29 protein-coding genes and 8 pseudogenes are annotated in these 21,498 nt (G+C 50.6%); 31 read left to right on the forward strand and 6 right to left on the reverse strand.

Annotation, left to right across the window (positions count from 1 at the left end; all coding sequences use genetic code 11):
• The 4 genes and pseudogenes from ACJHWT_RS22870 to ACJHWT_RS22885 form a co-directional block, all read left to right on the forward strand.
• Positions 1-93, forward strand: a 93-nt coding sequence (locus ACJHWT_RS22870; RefSeq protein WP_000306640.1) for an IS1 family transposase, incomplete at its 5' end; no start/stop codon positions are given.
• Positions 94-392: 299 nt separating this feature from the next.
• The gene (gene sopA, locus ACJHWT_RS22875; protein WP_001238646.1) at positions 393-1,559 is read left to right on the forward strand and encodes a plasmid-partitioning protein SopA; all 1,167 of its coding nucleotides are present in this window, start codon (positions 393-395) and stop codon (positions 1,557-1,559) included.
• On the forward strand, positions 1,559-2,530 hold the full coding sequence (locus ACJHWT_RS22880) for a ParB/RepB/Spo0J family plasmid partition protein (protein WP_000817028.1): 972 nt from the start codon (positions 1,559-1,561) through the stop codon (positions 2,528-2,530). Before sopA ends, ACJHWT_RS22880 begins: the two co-directional genes overlap by 1 nt.
• A 593-nt stretch (positions 2,531-3,123) precedes the next feature.
• Positions 3,124-3,293, forward strand: a pseudogene (locus ACJHWT_RS22885) (hypothetical protein); the annotation flags it as partial.
• Between the two features lie 182 nt (positions 3,294-3,475).
• On the opposite strand, the pseudogene ACJHWT_RS22890 reads toward ACJHWT_RS22885, so the two are convergent.
• Positions 3,476-3,556 (reverse strand): annotated as a pseudogene (locus ACJHWT_RS22890) (hypothetical protein); the annotation flags it as partial.
• Positions 3,557-3,625: 69 nt separating this feature from the next.
• Here ACJHWT_RS22890 and ACJHWT_RS22895 point away from each other — a divergent pair.
• From ACJHWT_RS22895 to ACJHWT_RS22920, 6 genes and pseudogenes are all read left to right on the forward strand, one after another.
• Complete coding sequence (locus ACJHWT_RS22895) at positions 3,626-3,832, forward strand: hypothetical protein (protein WP_000275856.1); 207 nt, start codon at positions 3,626-3,628, stop codon at positions 3,830-3,832.
• 25 nt (positions 3,833-3,857) lie between these two features.
• Complete coding sequence (locus tag ACJHWT_RS22900; RefSeq protein ID WP_000290840.1) at positions 3,858-4,397, forward strand: single-stranded DNA-binding protein; 540 nt, start codon at positions 3,858-3,860, stop codon at positions 4,395-4,397.
• A gap of 67 nt (positions 4,398-4,464) precedes the next feature.
• Positions 4,465-4,698, forward strand: a complete 234-nt coding sequence (locus ACJHWT_RS22905) for a DUF905 family protein (RefSeq protein ID WP_000005987.1) — start codon at positions 4,465-4,467, stop codon at positions 4,696-4,698.
• 21 nt (positions 4,699-4,719) lie between these two features.
• Positions 4,720-4,923 (forward strand): annotated as a pseudogene (locus ACJHWT_RS22910) (hypothetical protein); the annotation flags it as partial.
• Positions 4,924-4,977: 54 nt separating this feature from the next.
• Positions 4,978-5,412, forward strand: coding sequence for a conjugation system SOS inhibitor PsiB (gene psiB, locus ACJHWT_RS22915; RefSeq protein WP_000845936.1), 435 nt, complete (start codon positions 4,978-4,980; stop codon positions 5,410-5,412).
• A pseudogene (locus tag ACJHWT_RS22920) lies at positions 5,409-5,954 on the forward strand (plasmid SOS inhibition protein A); the annotation flags it as partial. The gene psiB and the pseudogene ACJHWT_RS22920, both read left to right, overlap by 4 nt.
• Before the next feature lie 171 nt (positions 5,955-6,125).
• Here ACJHWT_RS22920 and ACJHWT_RS22925 read toward each other — a convergent pair.
• Positions 6,126-7,325, reverse strand: a complete 1,200-nt coding sequence (locus ACJHWT_RS22925) for an IS91 family transposase (protein WP_000948429.1) — start codon at positions 7,323-7,325, stop codon at positions 6,126-6,128.
• Positions 7,326-7,334: 9 nt separating this feature from the next.
• Positions 7,335-7,523 carry a hypothetical protein gene (locus ACJHWT_RS22930; protein ID WP_000957857.1) on the reverse strand — a complete coding sequence of 63 codons (189 nt, stop codon included), beginning with the start codon at positions 7,521-7,523 and terminating at the stop codon, positions 7,335-7,337.
• A 116-nt stretch (positions 7,524-7,639) separates the two neighbouring features.
• Between ACJHWT_RS22930 and ACJHWT_RS22935 the strand changes: the two are divergent.
• Positions 7,640-7,859, forward strand: a pseudogene (locus ACJHWT_RS22935) (plasmid SOS inhibition protein A); the annotation flags it as partial.
• Here the strand turns inward: ACJHWT_RS22935 and ACJHWT_RS22940 are convergent.
• Positions 7,828-8,016, reverse strand: a complete 189-nt coding sequence (locus tag ACJHWT_RS22940) for a hypothetical protein (protein ID WP_001299721.1) — start codon at positions 8,014-8,016, stop codon at positions 7,828-7,830. The pseudogene ACJHWT_RS22935 and the gene ACJHWT_RS22940 sit on opposite strands and share 32 nt — an antisense overlap.
• A gap of 21 nt (positions 8,017-8,037) precedes the next feature.
• On the opposite strand from ACJHWT_RS22940, the pseudogene mok reads away from it, so the two are divergent.
• From mok to ACJHWT_RS22955, 3 genes and pseudogenes are all read left to right on the forward strand, one after another.
• Positions 8,038-8,187: pseudogene (gene mok, locus ACJHWT_RS22945) on the forward strand (plasmid maintenance protein Mok); the annotation flags it as partial.
• Entirely contained in the window at positions 8,129-8,254 is a 126-nt protein-coding gene (locus ACJHWT_RS22950; protein WP_001372321.1) for a type I toxin-antitoxin system Hok family toxin, read from the forward strand. The pseudogene mok and the gene ACJHWT_RS22950, both read left to right, overlap by 59 nt.
• 219 nt (positions 8,255-8,473) lie before the next feature.
• Positions 8,474-8,704, forward strand: a complete 231-nt coding sequence (locus ACJHWT_RS22955) for a hypothetical protein (RefSeq protein WP_071586998.1) — start codon at positions 8,474-8,476, stop codon at positions 8,702-8,704.
• Here ACJHWT_RS22955 and ACJHWT_RS22960 read toward each other — a convergent pair.
• Positions 8,702-8,874: pseudogene (locus ACJHWT_RS22960) on the reverse strand (hypothetical protein); the annotation flags it as partial. The gene ACJHWT_RS22955 and the pseudogene ACJHWT_RS22960 sit on opposite strands and share 3 nt — an antisense overlap.
• A 69-nt stretch (positions 8,875-8,943) precedes the next feature.
• Between ACJHWT_RS22960 and ACJHWT_RS22965 the strand changes: the two are divergent.
• From ACJHWT_RS22965 to ACJHWT_RS22975, 3 genes are all read left to right on the forward strand, one after another.
• Positions 8,944-9,150, forward strand: coding sequence for a hypothetical protein (locus ACJHWT_RS22965; RefSeq protein ID WP_000547968.1), 207 nt, complete (start codon positions 8,944-8,946; stop codon positions 9,148-9,150).
• A gap of 24 nt (positions 9,151-9,174) precedes the next feature.
• On the forward strand, positions 9,175-9,462 hold the full coding sequence (locus tag ACJHWT_RS22970) for a hypothetical protein (RefSeq protein ID WP_000107535.1): 288 nt from the start codon (positions 9,175-9,177) through the stop codon (positions 9,460-9,462).
• Between the two features lie 117 nt (positions 9,463-9,579).
• A complete protein-coding gene (locus ACJHWT_RS22975) occupies positions 9,580-10,401 on the forward strand; it encodes a DUF932 domain-containing protein (protein ID WP_001234426.1) in 822 nt (273 codons plus the stop codon).
• Between the two features lie 296 nt (positions 10,402-10,697).
• Here the strand turns inward: ACJHWT_RS22975 and ACJHWT_RS22980 are convergent, their stop codons facing one another.
• On the reverse strand, positions 10,698-11,288 hold the full coding sequence (locus tag ACJHWT_RS22980; RefSeq protein ID WP_001376243.1) for a transglycosylase SLT domain-containing protein: 591 nt from the start codon (positions 11,286-11,288) through the stop codon (positions 10,698-10,700).
• 332 nt (positions 11,289-11,620) lie between these two features.
• On the opposite strand from ACJHWT_RS22980, the gene traM reads away from it, so the two are divergent.
• The 14 genes and pseudogenes from traM to traC all read left to right on the forward strand — a co-directional run.
• Complete coding sequence (gene traM / locus ACJHWT_RS22985; protein WP_001151524.1) at positions 11,621-12,004, forward strand: conjugal transfer relaxosome DNA-binding protein TraM; 384 nt, start codon at positions 11,621-11,623, stop codon at positions 12,002-12,004.
• Positions 12,005-12,190: 186 nt separating this feature from the next.
• Positions 12,191-12,880, forward strand: coding sequence for a conjugal transfer transcriptional regulator TraJ (gene traJ, locus ACJHWT_RS22990; protein WP_000283385.1), 690 nt, complete (start codon positions 12,191-12,193; stop codon positions 12,878-12,880).
• Between the two features lie 98 nt (positions 12,881-12,978).
• Complete coding sequence (gene traY / locus ACJHWT_RS22995) at positions 12,979-13,374, forward strand: conjugal transfer relaxosome DNA-bindin protein TraY (protein WP_001309237.1); 396 nt, start codon at positions 12,979-12,981, stop codon at positions 13,372-13,374.
• Positions 13,375-13,406: 32 nt separating this feature from the next.
• Positions 13,407-13,772 (forward strand): type IV conjugative transfer system pilin TraA, encoded by a 366-nt coding sequence (gene traA, locus ACJHWT_RS23000; protein ID WP_000994779.1) that lies wholly within the window; start codon positions 13,407-13,409, stop codon positions 13,770-13,772.
• A gap of 14 nt (positions 13,773-13,786) precedes the next feature.
• Entirely contained in the window at positions 13,787-14,098 is a 312-nt protein-coding gene (gene traL, locus ACJHWT_RS23005; protein ID WP_000012106.1) for a type IV conjugative transfer system protein TraL, read from the forward strand.
• A gap of 21 nt (positions 14,099-14,119) precedes the next feature.
• Complete coding sequence (gene traE / locus ACJHWT_RS23010; RefSeq protein WP_000399794.1) at positions 14,120-14,686, forward strand: type IV conjugative transfer system protein TraE; 567 nt, start codon at positions 14,120-14,122, stop codon at positions 14,684-14,686.
• Positions 14,673-15,401, forward strand: a complete 729-nt coding sequence (traK, locus tag ACJHWT_RS23015) for a type-F conjugative transfer system secretin TraK (protein WP_001230787.1) — start codon at positions 14,673-14,675, stop codon at positions 15,399-15,401. Before traE ends, traK begins: the two co-directional genes overlap by 14 nt.
• Positions 15,401-16,828 carry an F-type conjugal transfer pilus assembly protein TraB gene (gene traB / locus ACJHWT_RS23020; RefSeq protein ID WP_032297072.1) on the forward strand — a complete coding sequence of 476 codons (1,428 nt, stop codon included), beginning with the start codon at positions 15,401-15,403 and terminating at the stop codon, positions 16,826-16,828. Before traK ends, traB begins: the two co-directional genes overlap by 1 nt.
• Entirely contained in the window at positions 16,818-17,408 is a 591-nt protein-coding gene (gene traP, locus ACJHWT_RS23025; RefSeq protein WP_000002778.1) for a conjugal transfer pilus-stabilizing protein TraP, read from the forward strand. Before traB ends, traP begins: the two co-directional genes overlap by 11 nt.
• Positions 17,395-17,592, forward strand: coding sequence for a conjugal transfer protein TrbD (locus ACJHWT_RS23030; protein WP_001324648.1), 198 nt, complete (start codon positions 17,395-17,397; stop codon positions 17,590-17,592). Before traP ends, ACJHWT_RS23030 begins: the two co-directional genes overlap by 14 nt.
• An 11-nt stretch (positions 17,593-17,603) precedes the next feature.
• Positions 17,604-17,855 (forward strand): conjugal transfer protein TrbG, encoded by a 252-nt coding sequence (gene trbG, locus ACJHWT_RS23035; RefSeq protein WP_001038341.1) that lies wholly within the window; start codon positions 17,604-17,606, stop codon positions 17,853-17,855.
• Positions 17,852-18,367 (forward strand): type IV conjugative transfer system lipoprotein TraV, encoded by a 516-nt coding sequence (gene traV, locus ACJHWT_RS23040; protein ID WP_000809902.1) that lies wholly within the window; start codon positions 17,852-17,854, stop codon positions 18,365-18,367. The genes trbG and traV overlap by 4 nt, the downstream gene beginning before the upstream one ends.
• Positions 18,368-18,501: 134 nt before the next feature.
• Positions 18,502-18,723 (forward strand): conjugal transfer protein TraR, encoded by a 222-nt coding sequence (traR, locus tag ACJHWT_RS23045; protein ID WP_001278692.1) that lies wholly within the window; start codon positions 18,502-18,504, stop codon positions 18,721-18,723.
• 159 nt (positions 18,724-18,882) lie between these two features.
• A pseudogene (gene traC, locus ACJHWT_RS23050) lies at positions 18,883-21,387 on the forward strand (type IV secretion system protein TraC); the annotation flags it as partial.
• Positions 21,388-21,498 lie beyond the last annotated feature (111 nt).

The following is a 21,498-nucleotide window of genomic DNA, read 5'->3' on the forward strand; positions in this document are numbered from 1 at the left end:
CGGCTGGGACGGAAGTCGCTGTCGTTCTCAAAATCGGTGGAGCTGCATGACAAAGTCATCGGGCATTATCTGAACATAAAACACTATCAATAAGTTGGAGTCATTACCGCCTTGACCATCAGATAGTTATTTTGGTGCTAGGGATACTGAGTGTGAACAGTTAGCGCGCGTCCTCGCCAGTTAGCTCGCTACGCTCGGTTACACGACGGCTACGAGTACTAGTGATAATTATTGACTGAGGTATGTGCTCTTCCTGTTTCCTTTTTTGATGTGTTGCTCTCATTTTAAACAACTTTGCGGTTTTTTGACTACTTTGCAATTTTGTTGTTGCTTTGCAATAAAATGCAAGATTAAATGAAAATATGCAAAGCAATGATTAAAGGATGTTCAGAATGAGACTCATGGAAACACTTAACCAGTGCATAAACGCTGGTCATGAAATGACGAAGGCTATCGCCATTGCACAGTTTAATGATGACAGCCCGGAAGCGAGGAAAATCACCCGACGCTGGAGAATAGGTGAAGCAGCGGATTTAGTTGGAGTATCTTCTCAGGCTATCAGGGATGCCGAGAAAGCAGGCCGGCTACCGCACCCGGATATGGAAATACGAGGACGGGTTGAGCAACGTGTTGGTTATACAATTGAACAAATTAATCATATGCGTGACGTGTTTGGTACGAGACTACGACGTGCTGAAGACGTATTTCCGCCGGTGATTGGAGTTGCTGCTCATAAAGGGGGCGTTTACAAAACCTCTGTTTCTGTTCATCTTGCTCAGGATCTGGCTCTGAAGGGATTACGTGTTCTGCTCGTGGAAGGTAACGACCCCCAGGGAACAGCATCGATGTATCACGGCTGGGTGCCAGATCTTCATATTCATGCAGAGGATACTCTCCTTCCCTTCTATCTTGGGGAAAAGGACGATGTCACTTATGCAATAAAGCCTACTTGCTGGCCTGGGCTTGACATTATTCCTTCCTGTTTGGCTCTGCACCGCATTGAAACTGAGCTAATGGGCAAATTTGATGAAGGTAAATTGCCCACCGATCCACACCTGATGCTCCGACTGGCCATTGAAACCGTCGCTCATGACTATGATGTCATTGTCATTGACAGCGCGCCTAACCTAGGTATCGGCACGATTAATGTTGTATGTGCTGCTGATGTGTTGATTGTCCCCACGCCTGCTGAGTTGTTCGACTACACTTCCGCTCTGCAGTTTTTCGATATGCTTCGTGATCTGCTCAAAAACGTAGATCTTAAAGGATTCGAGCCTGATGTACGTATTTTGCTTACCAAATACAGTAATAGTAATGGTTCTCAGTCCCCGTGGATGGAGGAGCAAATTCGGGACGCCTGGGGAAGCATGGTCCTAAAAAATGTTGTGCGTGAAACGGATGAAGTTGGTAAAGGTCAGATCCGGATGAGAACTGTTTTTGAACAGGCTATTGATCAACGCTCTTCAACAGGTGCCTGGAGAAATGCCCTTTCTATTTGGGAACCTGTCTGCAATGAAATTTTCGATCGTTTGATTAAACCACGCTGGGAGATTAGATAATGAAGCGTGCGCCTGTCATTCCAAAACATACGATTAAGACTCAACCGCTTGAAGATACTCCGTCATCGGCACCAGCTGCACCGATGGTGGATTCGTTAATTGCGCGCGTAGGAGCTATGGCTCGTGGCAATGCTATTACTTTGCCTGTATGTGGTAGGGACGTGAAATTTACCCTTGAGGTGCTCCGGGGAGATAGTGTTGAGAAGACCTCTCGGGTATGGTCAGGTAATGAACGTGACCAGGAACTGCTTACCGAAGACGCCCTGGATGATCTTATCCCTTCTTTTCTACTGACAGGTCAGCAGACACCAGCATTCGGTCGAAGAGTGTCTGGGGTCATAGAAATTGCCGATGGGAGCCGCCGTCGTAAAGCTGCTGCACTTACAGAAAGTGATTATCGAGTTCTGGTTGGTGAGCTGGATGATGAGCAGATGGCTGCATTGTCCAGATTGGGTAACGATTATAGGCCAACAAGTGCTTATGAACGTGGTCAGCGTTATGCAAGCCGATTGCAGAATGAATTTGCTGGAAATATTTCTGCGCTGGCTGATGCAGAAAATATTTCACGTAAGATTATTACCCGCTGTATCAACACAGCTAAACTGCCTAAATCAGTTGTTGCTCTTTTTTCTCATCCCGGTGAACTATCTGCCCGGTCAGGTGATGCACTTCAAAGAGCTTTTACAGATAAAGAAGAATTACTTAAGCAGCAGGCATCTAACCTTCACGAGCAGAAAAAAGCAGGAGTGATATTTGAAGCTGAAGAAGTCATCACTCTTTTAACGTCTGTGCTTAAAACGTCATCTGCCTCAAGAACTAGCTTAAGCTCACGACATCAGTTTGCTCCTGGAGCGACAGTGTTGTACAAGGGCGATAAAATGGTGTTAAACCTAGATAGATCTCGTATTCCAACTGAGTGTATAGAGAGAATTGAAGCCATTCTTAAGGAACTTGAAAAAGCGGCACTTTGATGCGGCACGTTTTAGTCTACATTTATCTGTCTTTACTTAATTTCCTTTAGCACAGGCTAGAAAACATAACTAACTGGCCTGAATATTATATCTGGGACCACGGTCCCAGTTGTATTGTCGGTCTGATAATCAGTCTGGGACCACGGTCCCACTCATATTGTCGGTCTGATAATCAGTCTGGGACCACGGTCCCACTCATATTGTCGGTCTGATTATCGGTCTGGGACCACGGGCCCACTCATATTGTTAGTCTGCTAATCAGTCTGGGACCGCGGTCCCACTCGTATTGTTGGTCTGCTAATCAGTCTGGGACCACGGTCCCACTCATATTGTCGGTCTGCTAATCAGTCTGGGACCACGGTCCCACTCATATTGTCGGTCTGCTAATCAGTCTGGGACCACGGTCCCACTCATATTGTTGGTCTGATTATCGGTCTGCGACCACGGTCCCACTCATATTGTTAGTCTGATAATCAGTCTGGGACCGCGGTCCCACTCGTATTGTTGGTCTGCTAATCAGTCTGGGACCACGGTCTCACTTGTATTGTCGATCTGATTATCAGCGTGAGACTACGATTCCATTAATGCCTGCCAGTGAGTGTGTGGAACATATCTTGGCCAGTGGCTTGGTCTGTGATGTGCTGCGTATACCGGGTGAACCGCCCCGCCGCTTGTTTGACCGCTATATTCTGCGGGAGTTTTCTTGGAGGCACGGGATGAAATCCGCAGCATGGCGGATGCCCTGGCAAAAATCCGGAAATGATGACGATGGCGGGGAAAATCCCCGCCTTTTTCCTGCCGGTCCCCGGACAGAGCACAAAGGAAGTCGCCGCCGGCTCCGCTTTACCCGGCCATGCGGAGCATGGCCTTGTGGGGGTTCAGTTATGTGGACGTCGAGTCGTGTGCGGGCTGTGCCGTGCCTCCATCTTAGCCGGGCTGGCGTTGATGCAAGGGGCAACGCCGTTTCGCAAACCGCGCTTCACGTCGTTGCGGCGGGTCCCTGCCCGTTGTTCTGTCCGGTGCCATTCACCTGTTTAAGCCCCTGTCGCCGGGGGCTGATACAGCCACAACCGTCTCCGCCAGTCCAGGGGTGAAATGTACATCCCGCAAAACTTTTTGCCCAGAAGCAGGCAAAAACTTTTGCGGTCTGCCCCCGGACAGTCGTTTCCGGCCGTGGCAGTGATGCCCCTTGCGGCGAAGGTTCTCAAAAAGGTGATGGTGAATACCGGAGGGAACAAAAGGCAGGTCCCCGCAAAACGTCAAAACCGCGGCTCCCGAAACTCAAAAGATGATGGGGGCTGAAAACATCAACAGAAGGAGGCACATCATGGCAGTTCGTGGCATTAACAAGGTCATTCTCGTGGGACGCCTGGGAAAAGATCCGGAAGTCCGTTACATCCCCAACGGGGGCGCAGTGGCAAACCTGCAGGTCGCCACGTCGGAAACCTGGCGTGACAAACAGACAGGGGAGATGCGGGAGCAGACAGAATGGCATCGCGTGGTGCTGTTCGGCAAGCTCGCGGAAGTGGCTGGCGAATATCTGCGCAAGGGCGCGCAGGTCTACATCGAAGGTCAGCTTCGCACCCGTAGCTGGGAGGATAACGGTATCACCCGTTACGTCACCGAAATTCTTGTTAAGACCACGGGCACCATGCAGATGCTGGGACGTGCCGCAGGTGCTCAGACTCAGCCGGAAGAGGGGCAACAGTTCAGCGGTCAGCCTCAGCCGGAACCACAGGCGGAGGCCGGTACGAAAAAAGGTGGCGCAAAAACGAAAGGCCGTGGACGTAAGGCCGCGCAGCCGGAGCCTCAGCCGCAACCGCCGGAGGGTGACGATTACGGGTTTTCAGACGATATCCCGTTCTGATCGGGCTGACTGTGATAACCGCCCCGCCCCGCCCCGTTCTGTGCGGGGCATCACCGGAGAGATGAGGATGAGCGAATATTTCAGAATACTTCAGGGGCTGCCTGACGGTCCTTTTACCCGCAAACATGCCGAAGCTGTTGCCGCACAGTACCGGAACGTCTTTATCGAGGATGACCACGGCGAACAGTTTCGCCTGGTTGTCCGTAATAACGGTGCAATAGTCTGGCGTACCTGGAATTTTGAGGACGGTGCCGGGTACTGGATGAACCATGTCATCAGGGATTTCGGGATTCTTAAGTAAGAGAGGTGCCCGACGCGCGAACGTCCGCCGCAGATTATCGCAGCCCTGAATAAGGCAGGGCTGTCCGGTGCCGCACGGGACGCGGAGAAGATGAAGAAAGGTGATGCGGCTGAACATGCAGAGCACCATATGAAAGACAACCGCTGGGTTCCAGGCTGGATGTGTGCACCACGCCCACAGACGGATGCCACTGAACGCACCGATAACCTGGCTGATGCCGCCTGATGAACAACCACACCGCCCCGCCGGAGACGGGGCGGCAGCAAGGGAGATACCGTGATGAAAACTGAACTGACCCTGAATGTATTACAGACCATGAACACACAGGAATATGAAGATATCCGGGCTGCCGGAAGTGATGAACGCCGTGAGCTGACTCACGCCGTGATGCGGGAGCTGGATGCGCCGGATAACTGGACGATGAACGGCGAGTACGGCAGCGAGTTTGGCGGCTTTTTCCCCGTCCAGGTCCGTTTCACGCCTGCCCACGAACGTTTTCACCTGGCGTTATGTTCACCGGGCGATGTCTCTCAGGTCTGGGTGCTGGTTCTGGTGAATGCCGGTGGTGAGCCGTTTGCGGTGGTTCAGGTACAGCGGCGGTTTGCACCGGAAGCTGTCAGCCATTCACTGGCACTGGCGGCGTCACTGGACGCGCAGGGGTACAGCGTCAGTGACATCATCCATATCCTGATGGCGGAAGGAAGTCAGGCATGAGCGCACGTTCACAGGCACTGGTTCCTCTCAGCACAGAGCAACAGGCCGCATGGCGGGCGGTGGCGGAGACCGAAAAACGCCGCCATCAGGGTAACACGCTGGCTGAATATCCGTATGCGGGGGCGTTTTTCCGCTGTCTGAACGGAAGCCGCAGGATATCGCTGTCTGACCTGCGATTTTTCATGCCGTCCCTGACCGCAGAAGAACTGCACGGCAACCGTCTTCAGTGGCTGTATGCCATCGATGTGCTGATTGAAACACAGGGCGAGGTTTGCCTCCTTCCCCTTCCAGGCGATGCAGCAGAACGCTTGTTCCCGTCGGTGCGGTTTCGTGTCAGGGAACGCAGTCGCCATAAATCCGCGCTGGTCATGCAGAAGTACAGCCGCCAGCAGGCGAGGGAGGCAGAGCAGAAAGCCCGTGCGTACCAGGCGCTGGTCGCTCAGGCTGAAATCGAACTGGCATTCCATTCGCCGGAAACAGTCGGAAGCTGGTATGCACGCTGGAGTGACCGGGTGGCAGAGCATGACCTGGAAACCCTGTTCACGTATAGGAAATTGAAAAACCAGTCGATACCATTGTCCACGCCTTATGCCACGTGAGCCTTTCTGCTTTTCCCACCACTCCGGTGGTTTCCCTCTCTGTATGGTCGATTTTTATACCGTAACAGGCTGTTTTTTATACTTTCACCGATTCCCGGGCACACTTAGCCTGTGTCAGGCCGGCATATACCTCAGTAGACTGATATCCCGCGCGTTTTTCTTCAGCCCTGATACATTCAGCCCCGCAATGGCCCGGCGGTATACCATCCGGCAGCCACACAGCACGCATTCGAACGGGTCACGACTCAGGAACTGTTTCACCATTTGTGCATAGCACACTTTCGCCACTGGTTCCGGTTTATCCATCCCCAGTGCACGGTACACCTGCGGCAGCTTCTCTCCACACACACGGTTGGCAAGGAACCCGAAGTACCTCACCATCTTAAAAAACTTCTCCGGGATGTGCTGTTTCAGCCTCGCGACCAGCTCACGCTGTGTCAGCGTTTCCGTCGCCGTTTCTCCCGTTTTGTGGTCCAGGTAACGGAAGCTCAGGCTTGCCCCTCCGTTGTAATGAGCCAGTCGGGAAGCCGCTATTGGTGGCTTCTTCAGATAACGACCCAGGTAGCGTGCCGTATTCCGCCCTCCGGCTGTCTTCTTCGACATGTACACATGCCAGTATTTTCCGCCGGATTTCAGCACCAGGCTTCTCCACTGTGATTCCGTCGTGATATGTGACAACGACTCCGGCATTGCCATCCCCTCTGACCACGCTTTCAGAAGCAGCTGCCGCATATTCCACATCCACCGTGAACGCATCGCGTCTTTCAGGAAGCTCAGCTTTTTCCACTGACCATGCTTATTCAGACCTCCACAGGTTACAGACACATGTACATGCGGATGCCAGTTGAGACGACGGCCATACGTGTGGATGGCGCAGAAGATACCGGGTTCCAGCCCCCGTTTTCGGGCGGCATACAGCAGATTCTCCACCGCCAGACGGCACACGTCATTCAGCAGCCAGCGGTTGCTTTCGAACACCGGCCACAGCGTGTCCGGCAGGGTGAAGACCAGATGTACCCAGTCGCAGTCAGGAAGACGATTCAGCTGTGTTGCTGTCCACAGGTCTGTGGCCTTCTTTCCGCAGGACGGGCAGGCACGGCTGCCGCATGAGTTGGTCAGGTACTTTACGTGCTGACAGTCCGGGTTATCACACCCGAACTCTTTTACACCCAGTATCCGTGTGCCGCAGGCCAGCATTTTGGTGACGGCTTCAACCTCGATATCGCGCAGACCGCCCGCATCCAGGAAGGACGTCCAGCACTGGTTGGCTGTGAACAGACGTTTCAGAGGGCGGGGAGTAAAACCGGACAACATGAGGATGGATTAAACCCCGGTATCCTGTAGCAGGGTAAGGGCTGCTGTATCGCCACGGCGCTTCAGGATGGAGGTCGTCACCATCGCAGGTGGTGGGTCCATGGGTTTGAGCATTTTCATCCAGTCCCATTCTCGTTGTGAGAGCTTCTCAGCACCAACAGAGAGCAGAACTGTATCGATACTTTTGCGGGTCAACATAAGGGGATGAGTCCTTAATAAAACAGGTCCTCAGAGCATACATATTCTGCGGGGCGTGCGGCAACAACAGGACGAACCGGGGCGGTTTTCAATTTGCAGCCGCCAGGCTGCCGTGGTTCTGGCAGTGGGGCGAGCGTTTTCCGTCACTGGCCGGAATGGAACGCTGGCAGTGGCAGGATATGCCATTCTGGCAGGTCATCGCAGAGGCTGGTATGGCGGCAAGGGTGGTCGGTCATGCTGTTCGTGAGATGGAGCGGTGGATGGTGCCGAACAAACTCCGGGAGGCAGCGTGATGCGGCAACAATCACACGGATTTCCCGTGAACGGTCTGAATGAGCGGATTATTTTCAGGGAAAGTGAGTGTGGTCAGCGTGCAGGTATATGGGCTATGATGTGCCCGGCGCTTGAGGCTTTCTGCCTCATGACGTGAAGGTGGTTTGTTGCCGTGTTGTGTGGCAGAAAGAAGATAGCCCCGTAGTAAGTTAATTTTCATTAACCACCACGAGGCATCCCTATGTCTAGTCCACATCAGGATAGCCTCTTACCGCGCTTTGCGCAAGGAGAAGAAGGCCATGAAACTACCACGAAGTTCCCTTGTCTGGTGTGTGTTGATCGTGTGTCTCACACTGTTGATATTCACTTATCTGACACGAAAATCGCTGTGCGAGATTCGTTACAGAGACGGACACAGGGAGGTGGCGGCTTTCATGGCTTACGAATCCGGTAAGTAGCAACCTGGAGGCGGGCGCAGGCCCGCCTTTTCAGGACTGATGCTGGTCTGACTACTGAAGCGCCTTTATAAAGGGGCTGCTGGTTCGCCGGTAGCCCCTTTCTCCTTGCTGATGTTGTACGGGCATGAACAACCTGACTTCAGGAAGGTCGTTTCCCTTCAGGAACGGGGATGAACGCGCGCCTGCGGCGCCCGTTCTTTTCCCCCGCCTTCTCTGGTTATGGCCTGTCAGAAATCACATCACCTTCCCTGTGATTATTCTCTTTTTCTTCCTGCTCTGATTCTGACTACTGCAGTGTTGTCCTGTCTGCCGGGCGTACCTTCGGCTCCCGGCTGCCTGGCGGCATCCGGTCGTCAGGCCCGACTCCGACAGGCAGCTGCTGGCGCACCTGCCAGTCTCCGCCGAACCCGCTGGCGCGGTTTCGGGCTGTCGCTACGGTCCGATGCGTGAAAACCCCTGGCTTGCAGCGACCGTTCCGGTCGCGCCGCCTCTGTCGCGCCGTGACCTGCGCTCCCGGCATCCCGGCAAAAGGCGCCGGGATGTAAGGCGCAACGCCGTTTCGCAAACCGCGCTTCACGTCGTTGCGGCGGGTCCCTGCCCGTTGTTGTGTCCGGTGCCATTCACCAGTTTAAGCCCCTGTCGCCGGGGGCATAGACAGCCACAACCGTCTCCGCCAGTCCAGGGGTGAAATGCACATCCCGCAAAACTTTTTGCCCAGAAGCAGGCAAAAACTTTTGCGGTCTGCCCCCGGACAGTCGTTTCCGGCCGTGGCAGTGATGCCCCATGCGGCGAAGGTTCTCAAACAGGTGATGGTGAATACCGGAGGGAACAAAAGGCAGGTCCCCGCAAAACGTCAAAACCGCGGCTCCCGAAACTCAACAGATGATGGGGGCTGAAAACCAGAGAGAGGAGAAAGCAGGATGAGTACCCGAAATATCCACGTTAACACCGCGTCGTACACGCTTCTTGTTGCCGGGAAGAAAAAAAACACCGGGGAAGAGTGGGACGTCCTGGAATTCAGCAGCCTGACTGAGCTGAAAAAATATCGCAAAAGCCACCCGGAAAAGATGGCCTTCAGTTATAGCTACGCGCTCAGTCAGGGTGTGGATAAGCAGTTCCGCCATATCAACATTGCGGAAGCCGATCACTTCAAACAGTTCCTGCGTCAGATTAAGCGTGCCGGCCTCGATATCCGGGCGATCTGCTGACCGGATGTGATGAATATCCCTCCTGATTGTTGCAATCTTGTTAATGGAGATCGGGGGGATGATATTAAGCGGAAAAATTTTTTATTAAATTTATTCTTTCATAAAGGAGTAGCTGTTATGCGATTAGCTTCCCGTTTTGGTCGGTATAATTCCATCCGCCGTGAACGTCCTTTAACGGATGATGAATTAATGCAGTTCGTGCCTTCGGTATTTTCCGGTGATAAACATGAGTCCCGGAGTGAACGTTATACGTATATTCCAACAATCAATATCATCAATAAGTTACGTGATGAAGGTTTCCAGCCATTCTTTGCCTGTCAGAGTCGGATTCGTGATTTGGGACGTCGCGAATACAGTAAACATATGTTACGTCTTCGCAGGGAAGGGCATATTAACGGACAGGAAGTTCCTGAAATTATCCTGCTTAATTCACATGATGGTTCATCCAGTTATCAGATGATCCCCGGAATTTTTCGTTTTGTCTGCACAAATGGCCTGGTGTGCGGAAATAATTTTGGCGAAATCCGCGTTCCACATAAAGGTGATATTGTCGGGCAGGTTATCGAGGGAGCGTATGAAGTGCTCGGTGTCTTTGATAAGGTCACTGATAATATGGAGGCGATGAAAGAAATTCATCTTAACAGTGACGAGCAACATTTATTTGGCAGAGCTGCACTGATGGTCAGGTATGAAGATGAAAATAAAACGCCAGTGACACCTGAACAGATAATTACTCCCCGTCGTCGGGAAGACAAACAGAACGATCTCTGGACAACCTGGCAGCGGGTTCAGGAGAATATGATAAAAGGTGGATTATCGGGGCGAAGTGCCTCCGGGAAAAATACCAGGACAAGAGCCATTACAGGTATTGATGGTGATATAAGAATCAACAAGGCGTTATGGGTGATTGCCGAACAGTTCAGAAAGTGGAAGTCATGATAATATAAGTAAAGCCCCGAAAAAATTTTCGGGGCTTTACTTATATTATCATTTTTCGGCATTGCTGTGTCGTCTGATATACCTCAATTTCATCAACCGGATTTCCGGTTGTCTGTAAATATTGTGCCCGCGAAAAATGGTCTGGCAGGAGGCTGCACAGTTACCGGGTATATATAAGATGGGTTCCCGCTTCGCGGGGCTTCGGCCAGTCAGTATTGTCACTCATATGATATTTTTGTGTGTGGCCTTCCATGCCGCTTTTGCGGCATAACCGGTATCTGACAATGTCTGTAAGATTAATTGTTCTGCACGCTGTTAATTTCCGGAAGTGATTTCTTCGTGGCCGGAAGCCGGATACCTTTACTGCTTTTTATCCCAGTATAAATCCGGTAAACATCTGATGCGTAGGCAAGACGTCTCTGGTTCTGGCGTTCGGTTTTCCTGAATCCGGCATTGTATGCACCAACGGCCTCCCAGGTGACGCCCCATTTTTTAAATGCTATTGCCAGATAATAAGCACCGGTATAAATGTTCATGCAGGGATCTGTTGTCAGATGTTCTGGCTTAATTCCGTAGCGGGCCAGTTCGTTAAAATGCTGGGAATCTACCTGCATCAGTCCGCTGCCATATCCCGTTACCGGATTAATACCGATGGCATTAACCCGGTAACGGGATTCTTGCCATGATATTGCTCTCAGTAAATCAGGATCTATTTTGTAATCCCGGCCTGCAAGATCAAAGCAATCAGTGGCCTGGCAGATCTCATTTATAAACATCAGGCAGATGGCTAACATCCATTTTTTCATTTTTCCACCTCTGGTGACTTTATCCGTAAATAATTTAACCCACTCCACAAAAAGGCTCAACAGGTTGGTGGTTCTCACCACCAAAAGCACCACACCCCACGCAAAAACAAGTTTTTGCTGATTTTTCTTTATAAATAGAGAGTTATGAAAAATTAGTTTCTCTTACTCTCTTTATGATATTTAAAAAAGCGGTGTCGGCGCGGCTACAACAACGCGCCGACACCGCTTTGTAGGGGTGGTACTGACTATTTTTATAAAAAACATTATTTTATATTAGGGGTGCTGCTAGCGGCGCGGTGTGTTTTTTTATAGGATACCGCTAGGGGCGCTGCTAGCGGTGCGTCCCTGTTTGCATTATGAATTTTAGTGTTTCGAAATTAACTTTATTTTATGTTCAAAAAAGGTAATCTCTAATGGCTAAGGTGAACCTGTATATCAGCAATGATGCCTATGAAAAAATAAATGCGATTATTGAGAAGCGTCGACAGGAAGGGGCAAGGGAAAAAGATGTCAGTTTTTCAGCAACAGCTTCAATGCTTCTTGAACTGGGGCTTCGTGTACATGAGGCTCAGATGGAGCGTAAAGAGTCTGCATTTAATCAGACTGAGTTTAATAAATTGCTTCTTGAATGCGTTGTAAAAACACAATCATCAGTAGCGAAAATTTTGGGTATTGAGTCTCTCAGTCCTCATGTCTCCGGAAATCCAAAGTTTGAATATGCCAATATGGTTGAAGATATCAGGGAGAAGGTATCATCTGAGATGGAACGATTTTTTCCAAAAAATGATGATGAATAAAAGAAATTTGACTTCGTTCAAATATCAGAGTTTTTATGATTTAAAAAGGTGACAGTACGAAAGATAATTAGTATATTAATTACGTGGTTAATGCCACGTTAAAATTTGAATTTGAAAATCGCCGATGCAGGGAGTTCTCTCCTCCCTGCATCGACTGTCCATAGAATCCTTTGTGAGGAGGTTCCTATGTATCCGATGGATCGTATTCAACAAAAACATGCTCGTCAAATAGATCTGCTGGAAAATCTGACGGCAGTTATTCAGGATTATCCAAATCCAGCCTGTATCAGGGACGAAACTGGAAAATTTATTTTTTGCAATACGCTGTTTCATGAGTCATTTCTTACACAAGATCAAAGTGCTGAAAAATGGCTTCTGTCGCAGAGAGATTTTTGTGAATTGATCTCTGTCACAGAGATGGAAGCATACAGGAATGAGCATACGCATCTTAATCTTGTAGAGGATGTTTTTATTCAGAACAGATTCTGGACAATATCTGTCCAGTCATTTCTTAATGGACACAGAAATATTATTCTGTGGCAATTTTATGATGCTGCTCATGTTCGTCATAAAGACAGTTATAATCAAAAAACGATTGTCAGTGATGATATCAGAAATATAATCAGAAGAATGAGTGATGATTCTTCTGTATCATCATATGTAAATGATGTCTTTTACTTATATAGCACCGGAATCAGTCATAATGCTATAGCAAGAATATTAAATATATCCATCTCCACATCAAAGAAACACGCATCTCTGATATGCGACTACTTCTCTGTTTCTAATAAAGATGAGTTAATTATCTTACTCTACAATAAAAAGTTTATTTATTATTTATACGAGAAGGCTATGTGTATCATAAATACGCGTTAATAAGGTGTTAATAAAATATAGACTTTCCGTCTATTTACCTTTTCTGATTATTCTGTAAACATAAGTGGTAACCAGAAGATAAACAGCGGGAGGTGTTATTGAAAAGATTTGGTACACGTTCTGCAACAGGTAAGATGGTAAAACTAAAATTACCTGTAGATGTGGAAAGTCTATTAATTGAGGCAAGTAACAGAAGCGGAAGAAGTCGATCGTTTGAGGCAGTAATAAGACTTAAAGATCATCTTCACCGCTATCCAAAGTTTAACAGGGCAGGGAATATCTATGGTAAGTCGCTGGTTAAGTATCTGACAATGCGTCTGGATGATGAAACTAACCAGCTACTTATTGCAGCCAAAAATCGTAGTGGATGGTGTAAAACAGATGAGGCTGCAGACAGAGTTATTGATCATTTGATCAAGTTTCCTGATTTTTATAACTCGGAGATATTCAGGGAGGCAGATAAAGAGGAAGATATAACATTTAATACACTCTAGTTTTATTCATTTATCCGAAATTGAGGTAACTTATGAATGCTGTTTTAAGTGTTCAGGGTGCTTCTGCGCCCGTCAAAAAGAAGTCGTTTTTTTCTAAATTCACTCGTCTGAATATGCTTCGCCTGGCTCGCGCAGTGATCCCGGCTGCTGTTCTGATGATGTTCTTCCCGCAGCTGGCGATGGCCGCCGGCAGCAGTGGTCAGGACCTGATGGCAAGCGGTAACACCACGGTTAAGGCGACCTTCGGTAAGGACTCCAGTGTTGTTAAATGGGTTGTTCTGGCTGAAGTTCTGGTCGGTGCTGTCATGTACATGATGACCAAAAACGTCAAGTTCCTGGCCGGTTTCGCCATCATCTCTGTATTTATTGCTGTGGGTATGGCCGTCGTTGGCCTCTGACAGGAAATAAAACGATGTCGGGAGACGAGAATAAACTTAAGAAATATCGTTTCCCGGAAACACTGACCAACCAGAGCCGCTGGTTTGGCCTGCCACTGGATGAACTGATCCCCGCAGCAATCTGTATTGGCTGGGGTATCACAACATCGAAATATCTGTTCGGTATTGGTGCAGCGGTTCTGGTTTATTTCGGGATTAAAAAACTGAAAAAAGGGCGGGGCAGTTCCTGGTTACGTGACCTGATTTACTGGTATATGCCAACAGCCCTGCTGCGCGGTATTTTTCATAATGTTCCCGATTCGTGTTTCCGGCAGTGGATTAAATAGAACTGATACCAGGATTGTTATATGGAACACGGTGCCCGTTTAAGTACCAGTCGTGTAATGGCCATCGCCTTTATATTTATGTCAGTGCTTATTGTTCTCAGCCTCTCTGTTAACGTCATTCAGGGGGTGAATAACTACCGTCTTCAGAATGAGCAACGCACTGCCGTGACGCCAATGGCATTTAATGCCCCCTTTGCCGTGTCACAGAACAGTGCCGACGCCTCTTATTTACAGCAGATGGCGCTGTCATTTATTGCCCTCCGTCTGAATGTTTCATCAGAAACCGTCGACGCCTCACATCAGGCGCTTCTGCAATATATCCGCCCGGGCGCACAGAACCAGATGAAAGTTATTCTGGCTGAAGAAGCGAAGCGTATTAAAACCGATAACGTGAACTCAGCCTTTTTCCAGACCAGTGTTCGTGTCTGGCCTCAGTATGGCCGTGTGGAAATTCGTGGTGTGCTTAAAACCTGGATTGGTGATTCAAAACCTTTCACTGATATCAAACATTACATCCTTATTCTGAAGCGGGAAAACGGGGTGACCTGGCTGGATAATTTCGGGGAAACAGACGATGAGAAAAAATAATACGGCAATAATATTCGGCAGCCTGTTTTTTTCCTGCAGCGTGATGGCCGCAAACGGTACGCTGGCCCCCACCGTGGTGCCAATGGTGAACGGTGGTCAGGCCAGTATTGCCATCAGCAATACCAGCCCGAATCTGTTTACCGTTCCCGGTGACCGGATTATCGCCGTGAACAGTCTGGATGGTGCCCTGACCAATAATGAGCAGACCGCCTCCGGCGGTGTGGTGGTGGCCACCGTCAACAAAAAGCCCTTTACGTTCATTCTGGAAACAGAACGTGGTCTGAATCTTTCCATTCAGGCCGTTCCCCGTGAAGGCGCGGGGCGTACCATTCAGCTGGTCAGTGACCTGCGCGGAACCGGAGAAGAAGCCGGTGCGTGGGAAACGTCCACGCCTTACGAATCCCTGCTTGTGACCATCAGCCAGGCCGTCCGTGGCGGAAAATTACCCGCAGGCTGGTATCAGGTCCCGGTGACAAAGGAAACCCTGCAGGCCCCGGCGGGGCTGTCTTCAGTGGCAGATGCCGTATGGACGGGGAATCACCTGAAGATGGTCCGCTTTGCCGTGGAAAATAAAACGCTGTCTGCCCTGAATATCCGGGAAAGTGATTTCTGGCAGCCGGGAACCCGTGCCGTGATGTTCAGCCAGCCTGCCAGCCAGTTACTGGCAGGTGCGCGCATGGATGTGTATGTCATCCGTGACGGGGAGGGCAACTGATGGCCAGTATCAATACCATTGTGAAACGCAAGCAGTACCTGTGGCTGGGGATTGTGGTTGTCGGTGCAGCCTCCGCGATTGGTGGTGCACTGTATCTGTCTGATGTGGACATGTCCGGTAACGGTGAGGCCGTGGCTGAACAGGAACCCGTGCCGGATATGACCGGTGTGGTGGATACGACCTTTGATGACAAGGTGCGTCAGCATGCCACCACAGAGATGCAGGTGACGGCAGCGCAGATGCAGAAGCAGTATGAGGAAATCCGTCGCGAGCTGGATGTCCTGAACAAACAGCGCGGTGATGACCAGCGTCGTATTGAAAAGCTGGGACAGGATAATGCCGCCCTGGCAGAGCAGGTGAAAGCCCTGGGTGCTAATCCCGTCACGGCGACCGGTGAGCCTGTACCGCAGATGCCTGCCTCACCGCCCGGCCCGGAAGGCGAACCACAGCCAGGAAACACCCCCGTATCCTTCCCGCCGCAGGGCAGCGTTGCTGTTCCACCGCCGACGGCGTTTTATCCCGGGAATGGTGTCACGCCACCACCACAGGTGACGTACCAGTCTGTGCCGGTGCCTAACCGGATACAGCGTAAGGTGTTTACCCGTAATGAGGGAAAACAGGGACCATCACTGCCGTACATTCCGTCAGGAAGTTTTGCGAAAGCCATGCTGATTGAAGGGGCGGATGCCAATGCGTCAGTCACCGGTAATGAATCCACGGTGCCGATGCAGCTGCGTATCACCGGTCTGGTGGAAATGCCGAACAGCAAAACGTATGACGCAACGGGATGTTTTGTGGGGCTGGAAGCCTGGGGGGATGTGTCCAGTGAACGTGCCATTGTACGCACCCGCAATATCAGCTGCCTGAAGGACGGCAAAACCATTGATATGCCGATTAAGGGGCATGTCAGCTTCCGGGGTAAAAACGGTATCAAGGGCGAAGTGGTGATGCGTAACGGCAAAATCCTCGGCTGGGCATGGGGCGCGGGATTTGTTGACGGTATCGGTCAGGGAATGGAGCGCGCCTCCCAGCCGGCTGTCGGGCTGGGTGCCACAGCCGCTTACGGGGCTGGTGATGTCCTGAAAATGGGTATCGGTGGCGGCGCATCGAAAGCCGCACAGACGCTCAGTGACTACTACATCAAACGTGCCGAACAGTATCACCCGGTGATACCGATTGGTGCGGGCAACGAAGTGACCGTGGTGTTCCAGGACGGCTTCCAGCTGAAAACCGTGGAAGAGATGGCGCTGGAACGCACGCAGAGCAGAGCGGAAGAAGAGAATCAGGAAAGTCCGGTTCCTGTTCCGCCATCGGCTGAAAGTCATCTTAACGGCTTTAATACTGACCAGATGCTGAAGCAGCTGGGCAACCTGAATCCGCAGCAGTTTATGTCCGGCAGCCAGGGAGGGGGCAACGATGGCAAATAATATGTCGTCCCGTCAGGCGTGCCATGCCGCCCGGTATGTTGTCGCCCGGGTTCTGCGAGGACTGTTCTGGTGTCTGAAGTACATCGTCATTCTGCCACTGGCCACAATGGCCCTGATGGCTCTGTTTGTTTTATGGAAGGACAACACCACGCCGGGGAAATTACTGGTTAAGGAGATTAACTTCGTAAGACAAACAGCACCTGCCGGACAGTTCCCGGTCAGTGAATGCTGGTTTTCTTCCTCTGATTCTTCAGGCAGATCAGAAATACAGGATATCTGCCATTACCGCGCGGCTGATGCTGCAGATTATGTCAGGGAGACTGACCGGTCACTGATGCAACTGGTCACCGCATTATGGGCAACACTGGCACTGATGTATGTCTCGCTGGCAGCGATCACCGGGAAATATCCGGTGCTGCCCGGAAAAATGAAATGTATCCGGGTGGTAACCGCAGATGAATATCTGAAGGACGTTTATACGGAAGACGCTTCCCTGCCGGGAAAAATCAGGAAATGCCCTGTTTATCTTCCTGATGACAGAACAAACAGAAACAACGGAGATAAAAATGAACATGCGTAATATTAATGTTATTACAGCCCTCTCTGTGCCGGGTAAAACCGTGTCAGATGATTTTATGCATGCTGTTCTCAGTAACTGCGCCACAAGAATCGTACTTCCTGCACCGGAGAAATTCGGTTCTGAGTCATTGCCGGACAATTTTAATATGACTGCTGTCGGTGTGATGAAGAATTCAGAAATATAAGGAACCCTTCGATGAATAAGCTGGTTTCTGATGGCAGCGTCAAAAAAATAAATTATCCGGTGCTGTATGAGTCCGGAATAACACCTCCGTTATGTGAAGTCAGTGCACCAGAGCCTGATGCGGGTGGGAAACGCATTGTGGCATATGTTTATAAATCATCACGGAATACGGTTTTTGAAAATCCTGACATTGTAAAAACCTGTACGGTCAGGGATTTGAAGAATGATTTTGTGAACTGCGATGAGAAAGGTGAGGGACAGTGAAACAGATTTCTTTATTTATTCCTCTGCTGGGGACCTTATTACTTTCCGGCTGTGCCGGAACCAGTACGGAATTTGAGTGTAACGCCACCACATCCGATACCTGTATGACGATGGAGCAGGCCAATGAGAAGGCCAAAAAACTGGAGCAGTCCTCAGAAGCAAAGCCGGTTGCGGCATCACTGCCGCGCCTGGCTGAAGGGAACTTCCGGACAATGCCGGTGCAGACCGTCACCGCGACCACTCCGTCCGGCAGCAGACCTGCGGTGACAGCACATCCGGAGCAGAAACTGCTGGCACCACGCCCGCTGTTTACCGCTGCCCGGGAAGTGAAAACGATTGTTCCGGTCAGTTCAGTTGCGCCGGTAACACCTCCCCGTCCGCTAAGAACGGGTGAGCAGACGGCTGCATTATGGATAGCGCCTTATATTGATAATCAGGATGTTTATCATCAGCCATCCAGCGTGTTTTTTGTTATTAAACCGTCTGCGTGGGGAAAACCACGTATTAATTAACTGGCCCTGAAGTTGTATATCAGCCGGCAATGCCGGCGGGCTTTCTGTATTCAAAATCTGCCTGTAAAACGAGTGCCCTGTGCGTGAAAAGGGATGGGCGGTAGCGTGTCAGAACATGTCGGGAGGAATATTCCGTGAGTGATGAAGCCGATGAAGCATATTCAGTGACAGAACAACTGACCATGACAGGAATAAACCGGATACGCCAGAAAATAAATGCTCATGGTATTCCTGTTTATCTCTGTGAAGCATGCGGAAATCCTGTTCCGGAAGCCCGGCGGAAAATATTTCCCGGTGTGACGTTGTGCGTTGAATGTCAGGCGTATCAGGAAAGACAGAGAAAACATTATGCATAAGTCAGTCGCAGAACATAGTGATTTAACTCCGGATGAACATGAGTGGATATTCAGAAAACAGAAATCTTTGTATATGCGCCGGGAAATGGCGCGTTAATTACAGGTATTCCCTTCATGGCTACCGCATTTCTCGCTTTATTTTTCAACTAAGGAATTCATGTGAATAACCCACTTGAGGCCGTCACTCAGGCGGTTAACTCCCTCGTCACAGCACTGAAACTGCCTGACGAATCCGCAAAGGCCAATGAAGTTCTGGGCGAAATGAGCTTCCCGCAGTTCAGCCGTCTGCTGCCGTACCGTGATTACAACCAGGAATCCGGTCTGTTCATGAATGACACCACGATGGGCTTTATGCTGGAAGCCATTCCCATCAATGGGGCGAATGAGTCCATTGTGGAGGCGCTCGACCACATGCTGCGCACCAAACTGCCGCGCGGAGTGCCGTTCTGCATCCATCTGATGTCCAGTCAGCTTGTTGGTGACAGGATTGAATACGGGCTGCGTGAGTTCTCCTGGTCAGGTGAACAGGCTGAACGGTTTAACGCCATTACCCGTGCCTATTATATGAACGCGGCAGCGACACAGTTTCCGCTGCCGGAGGGGATGAATCTGCCCCTGACCCTGCGCCATTACCGGGTATTCTTCTCGTACTGTTCTCCCTCGAAGAAAAAAAGCCGGGCTGACATTCTGGAAATGGAAAACCTGGTGAAAATCATCCGGGCGTCGTTACAGGGGGCCAGTATCACCACACAGGCGGTGGATGCACAGGCCTTTATCGATATTGTCGGGGAGATGATTAACCATAACCCGGACTCCCTGTACCCGAAAAGACGTCAGCTGGACCCGTATTCTGATCTGAATTATCAGTGTGTGGAGGACAGTTTTGATCTGAAGGTCCGGGCGGATTACCTGACGCTGGGGCTGCGTGAGAACGGCAGGAACAGCACAGCCCGTATCCTGAATTTCCATCTGGCCCGTAACCCGGAAATCGCCTTCCTGTGGAACATGGCCGATAACTACAGCAATCTGCTGAACCCGGAAATGTCCATTTCCTGCCCGTTCATCCTGACGCTGACACTGGTGGTGGAAGATCAGGTGAAAACCCACAGTGAAGCCAACCTGAAGTACATGGACCTGGAGAAAAAGTCGAAGACCTCCTATGCCAAATGGTTTCCGTCCGTGGAGAAAGAAGCTAAGGAGTGGGGGGAACTGCGCCAGCGGCTGGGCTCCGGTCAGTCTTCTGTCGTGTCCTACTTCCTTAACATCACAGCATTCTGCAAGGATAACAATGAAACGGCTCTGGAAGTGGAGCAGGACATTCTGAACAGCTTTCGTAAAAACGGTTTTGAGCTGATTTCACCGCGCTTTAACCACATGCGCAATTTCCTGACCTGCCTGCCCTTTATGGCCGGGAAAGGGCTGTTTAAACAGCTGAAAGAGGCCGGTGTGGTTCAGCGCGCAGAGAGCTTTAATGTGGCCAACCTGATGCCGTTAGTGGCGGATAACCCCCTGACACCGGCAGGCCTGCTGGCACCCACCTACCGTAACCAGCTGGCGTTTATCGATATCTTCTTTAAGGGGATGAATAACACCAACTACAACATGGCGGTCTGTGGAACATCCGGGGCCGGTAAAACCGGGTTGATACAGCCACTTATCCGCAGCGTGCTGGACTCCGGGGGCTTTGCCGTGGTGTTCGACATGGGGGATGGCTACAAGTCTTTGTGTGAGAACATGGGGGGCGTATATCTGGACGGTGAAACCCTGCGCTTTAACCCGTTTGCGAACATCACTGATATTGACCAGTCAGCGGAGCGTGTCCGTGACCAGTTGTCGGTGATGGCCAGCCCCAACGGTAACCTGGATGAAGTGCATGAAGGTCTGTTGCTGCAGGCGGTCAGAGCCTCCTGGCTGGCTAAAAAGAAGCAGGCGCGCATTGATGATGTGGTGGATTTCCTGAAAAACGCCCGTGATAACGACCAGTATGTCGAGTCACCGACCATCCGCAGCCGTCTGGACGAAATGATTGTGCTGCTTGACCAGTACACTGCCAACGGCACTTACGGCCGGTATTTTAACTCTGATGAACCGTCCCTGCGGGATGATGCCAGAATGGTGGTGCTGGAGCTGGGTGGGCTGGAAGACCGTCCGTCACTGCTGGTTGCGGTGATGTTCAGCCTTATCATTTACATCGAGAACCGGATGTACCGCACGCCGCGTAACCTCAAGAAACTGAACGTCATTGATGAAGGCTGGCGTCTGCTGGACTTCAAAAATCGTAAAGTTGGTGAGTTTATTCAAAAAGGTTACCGCACCTGTCGCCGTCATACCGGTGCCTATATCACCATCACACAGAACATCGTCGACTTTGACTCTGACAAGGCATCCAGCGCAGCCCGCGCGGCATGGGGTAACTCCTCCTACAAAATTATCCTCAAACAGAGTGCGAAGGAGTTCGCGAAATACAACCAGCTGTATCCGGACCAGTTCCTGCCACTGCAGCGCGACATGATTGGTAAGTTTGGTGCGGCCAAAGACCAGTGGTTCAGTTCCTTCCTGCTGCAGGTGGAGAACCACTCCTCCTGGCACCGTCTGTTTGTGGACCCGTTAAGCCGCGCCATGTACAGCTCTGACGGCCCGGATTTTGAGTTTGTGCAGCAGAAGGGCTTTGTTGAATAAATCAGATTTCGGGTAAGTCTCCCCCGTAGCGGGTTGTGTTTTCAGGCAATACGCACGCTTTCAGGCATACCTGCTTTCGTCATTTTGTTCAGCGCT

Origin of the sequence: Escherichia sp. WS338 (assembly GCF_046486405.1) — a bacterium.
GTDB classification, from domain to species: domain Bacteria; phylum Pseudomonadota; class Gammaproteobacteria; order Enterobacterales; family Enterobacteriaceae; genus Escherichia; species Escherichia coli.